General features: G+C 34.8%; 7 protein-coding genes. 3 read left to right on the top strand and 4 right to left on the bottom strand.

The window, feature by feature from the left end; genetic code table 11:
- The coding region (locus tag J2T59_RS09940; protein ID WP_259133870.1) for a transposase at nt 1–129 on the top strand (129 nt) is incomplete at its 5' end.
- Between the two features lie 285 nt (nt 130–414).
- On the opposite strand, the gene mtaB is transcribed toward J2T59_RS09940, so the two are convergent.
- Together mtaB and mtaC are read right to left on the bottom strand one after the other, a co-directional pair.
- The gene (mtaB, locus tag J2T59_RS09945; RefSeq protein ID WP_259135782.1) at nt 415–1803 is read right to left on the bottom strand and encodes a methanol--corrinoid protein co-methyltransferase MtaB; all 1389 of its coding nucleotides are present in this window, start codon (nt 1801–1803) and stop codon (nt 415–417) included.
- 17 nt (nt 1804–1820) lie between these two features.
- A complete protein-coding gene (gene mtaC, locus J2T59_RS09950; protein WP_259135783.1) occupies nt 1821–2585 on the bottom strand; it encodes a methanol--corrinoid protein MtaC in 765 nt (254 codons plus the stop codon).
- 628 nt (nt 2586–3213) lie between these two features.
- Here mtaC and J2T59_RS09955 point away from each other — a divergent pair.
- Complete coding sequence (locus J2T59_RS09955; RefSeq protein ID WP_259135784.1) at nt 3214–5169, top strand: histidine kinase dimerization/phosphoacceptor domain -containing protein; 1956 nt, start codon at nt 3214–3216, stop codon at nt 5167–5169.
- Between the two features lie 230 nt (nt 5170–5399).
- Here the strand turns inward: J2T59_RS09955 and J2T59_RS09960 are convergent, their stop codons facing one another.
- The gene (locus tag J2T59_RS09960; protein ID WP_259135785.1) at nt 5400–5825 is read right to left on the bottom strand and encodes a zinc ribbon domain-containing protein; all 426 of its coding nucleotides are present in this window, start codon (nt 5823–5825) and stop codon (nt 5400–5402) included.
- Between the two features lie 100 nt (nt 5826–5925).
- Nucleotides 5926–6522, bottom strand: coding sequence for a DUF4352 domain-containing protein (locus tag J2T59_RS09965; RefSeq protein WP_259135786.1), 597 nt, complete (start codon nt 6520–6522; stop codon nt 5926–5928).
- A 427-nt stretch (nt 6523–6949) separates the two neighbouring features.
- Between J2T59_RS09965 and J2T59_RS09970 the strand changes: the two genes are divergently transcribed.
- A complete protein-coding gene (locus J2T59_RS09970; protein ID WP_259135787.1) occupies nt 6950–7303 on the top strand; it encodes a hypothetical protein in 354 nt (117 codons plus the stop codon).
- Nucleotides 7304–7613 lie beyond the last annotated feature (310 nt).

The following is a 7613-nucleotide window of genomic DNA, read 5'->3' on the forward strand; positions in this document are numbered from 1 at the left end:
AAAAGAAGAAGCAAAGTAGTAGGTGCATTCCCAAATCAGGAAGCATTGATGAGATTGGGTGTTTCGATACTAATAGATATGAACGAAGAATGGTTGACAGGAAATAGATATTTAAACATGGATCTCTAACTAAAGTGTGGTACAGGAGAATTTACAGCAAAATAGTGACACAACCGAAATTAACCAAAATTTCATGAATATCACCAATTAGAATTAGGAATAAAGTACTTTTGATGAGTATTATTATAATTAGAATAACCCCTTTCATTCCATTTATCAGACACGTAAATCTCCAAATGTAACCCCCCAACAAAAAAAAATAAATAGGTAGCAAAATGGGCTGCACAGGATTTTTACCCATGCAGACCATTTTCACTGGAAAACAAGCTCGAGCAAGGACTTATTTAGCAAAGATCAAAGTCCATAGTTCGATTCTGGCCTGAATACTTTAACTTCGTTCTTGTACTTTGTCATGGAGTCGCTCATGAACTGGTCGATATCGTCAGGTAATGCTTCAAGGTCAGCTTTGGCTTTACCTAATGCATTTGTTTCAAACCTAGTGAGTTCTAGGTTACCTTTCTTACCTTCGTCCAATATCTCACAGGCTTTGAGTGCAGCATTCTTTGCACGTAAGTATAGGTTATCTCCATCTTTTGCAATGGCCTCTCCTACTCTGTATGCGTTATCGTAGGCAAGTAAGTAACCTTGTGGGTCTCTGTACCTGTCAGATGCTACGAACATATCCCTTAACACTTTCTCATTACCTGACTTGAGTGCAACGTTCATCAACGAGCAGTCATAGCCCAGTGTTTCAGCCCAACATTGTACTGAAGTACCACCGAACTCACCATGGTATTCCACAGATTCGTTTGACCAGAGGTCACAGCATTGCATTACCAGGTTACCGAGTACGTCAGAGTGTGCATCGGTTGAAGTCTTACCTTCCTGTGATATTGGGACACCTGCAACTGATTTTACAATAGTGTTCTCATATCCACAATCCTTACCTGGTCCCATAGCACCTGCTTCATATGCAACCAATGACCTTGATGCTGCAATTGCACGTGTAATTGTTGCTAATGTGTGTGCTAGGTTCTTGTCTAAGAGTCCACCAGCAATGAACATTGCTGTGTTAGCCTGTGCACAGTCAGTATCACCTGCGGGCACTACATTGTTCTTCTTAGCAACCTTTGCGATATCCTGCCAGATATATTCCATATCCATTGCACCAAGACATCCGATACCATAGAGTATACCCTGCATATCGTTTCTTAGGATCGCGTGATCAAATACTTCTTTACCACCCATCGATTCAATTGATAACAGGTCAGCACCATTGGATGCAACCTCATCGAATGCTTCCATGAGTGTCGAGTATTTACCACCTCTTAGTTCAAGATAATCTCTATCTTCACGTATATCACCAGGTGTATGTCTTAATGCACATTTGATACCATATTCCTCATGGTACTCTTCCATGATGGTCTTCTGTGCATGTGCGATCTCTCCACCCCATTTAGGGTTGTTTGTCATTTCCTGGACGTGTTCAGTTTCTAGTACTACAGCAGGGAATCCTACCTGCACCATTCTTGCCATGATGTCAGTTGTGATCTTCTCATATTCCCTAACTAGTTTATCTTTGCTCTGGCCTGCTTCTGGACGTGGTGCATAATTGACCTCAGGTGTAGTGTATCCTGCACCGATCTCTAATCCCAGTCCAGCCTTGACTGGTTTTTTAGCATTACCGAAGATCATTTCGTCAGCGCTGCCATATGCCATTGAAGTAAATCTATTTACTGTCATTAATATCACCTCTTAGATTAGTGTTGATGGAACTGATCCCTTAGTCCATCTATCTTGCTACCTTTCTTCCTGATGGTATCAGCCATTTTCACGGCATCTCCAGCTTCTTCACCATAAACTCCGAGCTCATACTGTTCAACGAAGTCCTGGTTAACAGCTCCTCCACCACACTGGAATGGTACCTTGATACCACTTTCTACCAACCTGTCATTTATTTGCTTGAATGCAAACATCGTTGTTGTCATCAAAGCAGTACCTGTGACCATAATTGGCTTTTCTTTCTTGACTGCCTCTACAACTTCTTCTACAGGTACATCACGACCAAGGTCTACTACATCGTATCCACCTGCTCTTAATAGTGCAGCTACGATGTTCTTACCAATATCGTGTACATCTCCTTCAGCCACATGGCACACTATCTTTCCTTTTGATTCGTGTGTCTTGGTTGACTTTGACTTACAGTAATCGATTCCTTCAAGCATTGCATCTGCTGACATCATTACGTTTGGTAGGAAAATGACACCATCGTCATACAATTTACTTACTACATCCATACCAGCCATCAGATCAGTTATCAGGTCAAGTGGGTCCTTACCTGCTCCAATAGCTTTCTCTAGATGTTCAATGACATCGTCCTCTTCTCCTTCGAAGATAGACTTTGCAATTGAGCGAACTGGCTCTTCTGTTGGATAAAGTTCTTCTGCTGCCTCTTCGGGTGCCATTTCCTTTTCCAACTTTACGTTGTATCTTACCAGAATATCACTGGGTTTTACTTCTATCATGCCAATACTCCTTTCATTTTGTTCTTATATAGGTCGAGATCCTTGGATCTCTATTCAATCTACTCTTTGGCATACTCTCTGAAGTATACCTATAATGCACTATTCAGTTCATAGTATATAAAGTTTAGTTTTTTAAATACTAGTATTTAAAGTTATCTTTAAACATAAGACTAATCGGCGTTTGCTTTTTTTGATTTACATACGTCTTAAGATACCGTTTTATTTTTCAATAAACAGAAAATATCAATTTTTGCCACTAAATAAAGGGACATGTTTATATACAATAATCTAAAATTGGTTAAAAAAAGGTATTATTTATAATTATGGAGTCTTATTTAACAAGTTATTGACTATTTATTAGTGTTATATAATAGCTTGATATTGAATTTTGAAGTTATTCCATTCCTTAACTTACTTAAAAAAATTATAATATAGGAATAACTATTTATACTAGTGCGTAAGTTCATCTGCTTTTTTTACAACTGTTAACGTATCCAAAAGAATTTAACCATATTGTATTAATGGTACGAATCTTTATTATCCCCAAATGCATAGTAATTTATTACAGTACATAGAGTTAGTTTACAAATATACACACTAATCTGATATTCATTAAGGAGATGCTCTAATGTCAGACATTTCAGTCAACAACATCCTTGATACATTTGACCATAATATAGTATTACTTGATATGAAAGGAACAATTGTTGATTATAACAATAAATGGAAAAAGTTTGCTGTAGAGAACGATAATCCAAGCCTTATCAATAGCGATATTGGGTCCAATTACTTAGAGGTCACAAAAAGAGCGATCATTGATGAGGATGAGAACAGTACTGCTAAAAGAGCTTATCTTGGCATAAAAGATGTTCTTGAAGGAATTAAAGATCGTTTTGATCTAGAATATCCTTGTCATTCTCCAGATGAAAAACGCTGGTTCATAATGCATGCAAGAAAAGTATCTGCTCATGACAGAGTGGTTATTTATCATGAAAATGTGTCTAAAAGAAAAAAAGCTGAACAATATCGTAACTTGTACAGTAAGATCTTATCTATCCTAAACGAATCAAGTGATTATGATAAAATAATAGCACGTGTTTGTTTAAAACTAAAAAACAAACTTGAAGTGAATGCCATTGGTATTCGACTAAAGGAGAACACGGATTATCCATTCTTTTACCAAAATGGATTTTCAAAGAGATTCTTGGATTTTGAAGATTCGATTATAGTGAAAAGCGAAAAGCAATTTTTCTGTGCTATTGTGGGTGAGCAAGAAAGGGATTCTTCTAATCATTTTCTTACTGAGTATGGTAGTTTAATAGTCAATGATCCTGCAGTTCTAAACGGGAATACAATCGAGAGTGAGACTGAGACTGAGACTGAGACCGAGTACGATCCCAGGATGATCAGTATACAAGAAGGGTATAGTTCTATTGCAATGATCCCTATAAAGATCGAGAATAATATAATTGGTATTTTCCAGTTAAACGGTTATAAGAATAACCTGTTCAATGATACTAATATTGTAGATTTACTTGAAGATATAGCATCGAATATTGGGCATACTATCAAACGCAAAGAAACTGAAGCTGAACTGAAAAAAGCACTTTTAAGATTACAGTCTTTCTTTGAATATAGTCCATTATTGATAGGTGAACTAACACCCGATGGTACTTATGAACGTGCAAATAGAGCTTTAAACACCTTGCTTGGCAGCAAGAATGCTGATATAGTGGGTTCCAATTTAGATGAATTATTGGATTCTGAAATCGCACGCATATACAAGTCACGTCTTTCTAAAACTAAGGAGAAAGGAGACCCCTTAGTTGTTGAGGATACTTTAACTGTAGATGGCGAAGAAAAGGTTTTTAGAACAGTTCTTTTCCCCCTCTATGACGAAAATAATAAGATAATTTCTATTGGAAGTATTGGTGAAGATATTACTGACCTGAAGAGATTAGAAGAGCTTGAAAAAAGTAACTTGATTGTGCAGGAGATACATCATCGTGTCAAGAACAACTTGCAAGTAATTATCAGCTTACTTAACATGCAAGCGCGGTTGTTCAGTTATGATCCTCAATTTAAGAATGCATTAGTAGAAAGTCAGAATCGTATAAGGTCAATGGCACTTGCACATGAGAAACTTTATAAGGCAGATAGTATCGCACATGTTGAGATATCCAGTTACATCTCAGATCTAGTGGATTATGTGACAAGGATCTATGGAACACCTGATAAAAAAATAAGTCTACATAAATCAATTGATAAAGTTCATATGGATATGGATCTAGTTGTGCCTTTAGGGCTCCTTATCAATGAAATTGTTACTAATTCATATAAACATGCTTTTGTGGGTAGGGAACAAGGTAATATATCCATTTCATTTGAGAGTCATGAAAATGAAAATGCAAACGTATTGGTAGTAAAAGATGATGGGATTGGAATGCCTGATGACTTGGACGTTGATGAACTCAGTTCTGTAGGATATCGCATTATCAAGATATTAAGTCAACAGCTTTCTGCAACAATGGATGTTAGTAACTCTAATGGAACCTGCTATAAACTTGTGTTTGAAAAACTATGACCCTTTAAAAGAGTGAGAGAGTTTTTTTTGAAGTTAGAGCCAATCATTTAATTACTAAATTTAGCTCTATCATCTAAATTAGATTTATAGAAGCAAGTAAAAAGCCTGACCTTTAGTTCAAAGTATCCAATATAGGTTATACTCTTTCTTGATATCTTATGCTTAGACACTATACTAAACTTCATCAATTCCCATAATAGTATCAAATATGAAGTTTATTAAAATCTAGGTTACCATGGATTATAATACCACCAGCCTTCTGGAGGTTCAGGTTGAAATCCTACTATTATTAAATGAGCAATTATAAGAATAACTAACACTGCCAGAAAAATGTTCTTATCTTTAATGTTCAAAATACCTGTCATCTTATCAGGGAATAAACCCAATATCACTAAGAACAGAGAAATCAGTGCAGATATAATTTCGATTATAAGTACTAAAGCTATACCCGACTCCAAGTACCACATGATACCGTCAGGCACTGCAATTAAGAACAGACCACCATATAATATACATATAGCACGCATCCAACCACGATATGGCCTATCATCTGCTGTATTTCCATTATAGTTCCTTACGCCGCAATGGACACATATCTCTGCTTTTTTCTTTATAACTTGACCACAGCTGCTACAATAAGCTTCATCATTATTCATACTAATACATCTATCATATACTATTTAAAAGATTTATAAAAAAGATAATAGTTGGTCAAAATAGTTTGCTAACGTTTTTGACCTATGAAATCAATCTAATTCAATTGCCTATACTTATATATCCTCCATTTGAACTGAGTAGATTTGGATAATACGAAATAATTACTTCTTCATTTTGTGGAACTGTAAAAACAATCCATCCATCTTTAGTTGCACCAGGCATTACATTCCCAGATGAAAATTCTTTCAGTTGATCTGGAAATACTAAAAATGGAGATGTTAATTCAACTCCTTGACTATATCCTTTAAAATCAAAAGTGCTCATATATTTAGAAGATTCACCATCTCTAAAATTAACTTCAACCTTAACAAAAGCATATTCATAACCACTTGAAGGTTCGTCATTGAACATGTTTGCGCCAAGAGCCATACTATTTGCTTGTTGACCTCTAATTACATCATCTACTGAAAATCGAAATGTGTCTCCTAGAGATGTTATTGTTATTGTTTCATCCATGTTAGCAGGGTTTTGATATGTTCCTTTCTGAGCAGGTTCAGGTTCTGGCTGGGTTTCGTATGGAACTTCTGAATCATCTTGACTTCTTTCTTCAACACTCTGAATTTCAGATTCACCAAGACAGCCAAAAGAAACTGATAACAAAACCACACATAAAAATAAAATCATTATTTTTTTCATTTTGTTCACTTCCTCTCATTCATATATCGTAAAATTACTTTTTAATGGATTTCTTCTAGGAGGTTAGATCATGGACTAAACTAATGAATTCTATATTGTATCCCCACTCTCAGATAACCCAGTAACCTTAAAGATATATTCTATTTTAATAAATTTTTATAATATGTATACTAATCTATTCTAAGTTATATATAAACATTATTAATTTTTCATGCAATGATTCTATTTTTTACAAGTAAATCCTAAAAAAAAGTGAAAACAAATAAACTATCTGCAATTTAAAAATTAGTACTTTTCAAAGCAGACTAAGTCTTTCAAAGATATTAAGAATACATCCTATTTTTTTAATTAAGTCGCACTAAATAGATATCTTTTTATAGTTAATTATCAAATATTTTCATATGTATAGCTAGTTAGGAGTTAAACTATGAATCAAAAAACAGCGACAATTATTATTTTTTTGACATTTTTTCTTATAATAAACACTATAGGATGTATCGATGATGTAGCAGGTGGACCTGATATAAGAATTGACGATTGGAGGATGAATGAGGGATTTGGCCTTTCACAAGGTGCATATGTAGACGTCACATATACATTAGTTAACAATGGTAATGTTGATGGAACTGTAGATGTTGTGATTGATGTTGAGCGAAGAGGCATAACAAAGAGAACCGAAATCGTACCTGCAAATACTAGGATCTCTGACACTATAAGAGCTGATTCTTCTGTGGAAGGAGGAAAAGTTGTAATAAGACTTGAAAATCAAAGGCGAGTGTAATACTTACATAAAATTAAAATTATTTTCTTATTTAAAATTTTAATTTAGATGAGACTGTCGGAAAAGTCACCAGTTCAAATAATATAATTACTGATTTTTCTTGACATCAATCTTTTCTTCAGCCCATAATCACAATGAATAGACATACTTATATCCAATTAAGAAAATTAATTTGTAAATTAATTGATTAAATTGTGATAAAAATGTATTCTGTAAGTAAAAGCAATCAAACAACGTTTGTTTATGGCCCTGAAGTATATGAGAAACTCATAATGAAAGATCATCTTCTTTTTCAGATCAATGAAAAAGT

The sequence above is a fragment of the Methanosalsum natronophilum genome (assembly GCF_024808815.1).
Lineage (GTDB): Archaea > Halobacteriota > Methanosarcinia > Methanosarcinales > Methanosarcinaceae > Methanosalsum > Methanosalsum natronophilum.

Excerpts from the sequence above, each read along its gene's own strand:
- J2T59_RS09970 (WP_259135787.1), top strand. The coding sequence starts at position 6,950 with ATGAATCAAAAAACAGCGACAATTATTATTTTTTTGACATTTTTTCTT.
- J2T59_RS09965 (WP_259135786.1), bottom strand. The coding sequence starts at position 6,522 with ATGAAAAAAATAATGATTTTATTTTTATGTGTGGTTTTGTTATCAGTT.
- J2T59_RS09960 (WP_259135785.1), bottom strand. The coding sequence starts at position 5,825 with ATGAATAATGATGAAGCTTATTGTAGCAGCTGTGGTCAAGTTATAAAG.
- mtaB (WP_259135782.1), bottom strand. The coding sequence starts at position 1,803 with ATGACAGTAAATAGATTTACTTCAATGGCATATGGCAGCGCTGACGAA.
- J2T59_RS09955 (WP_259135784.1), top strand. The coding sequence starts at position 3,214 with ATGTCAGACATTTCAGTCAACAACATCCTTGATACATTTGACCATAAT.
- mtaC (WP_259135783.1), bottom strand. The coding sequence starts at position 2,585 with ATGATAGAAGTAAAACCCAGTGATATTCTGGTAAGATACAACGTAAAG.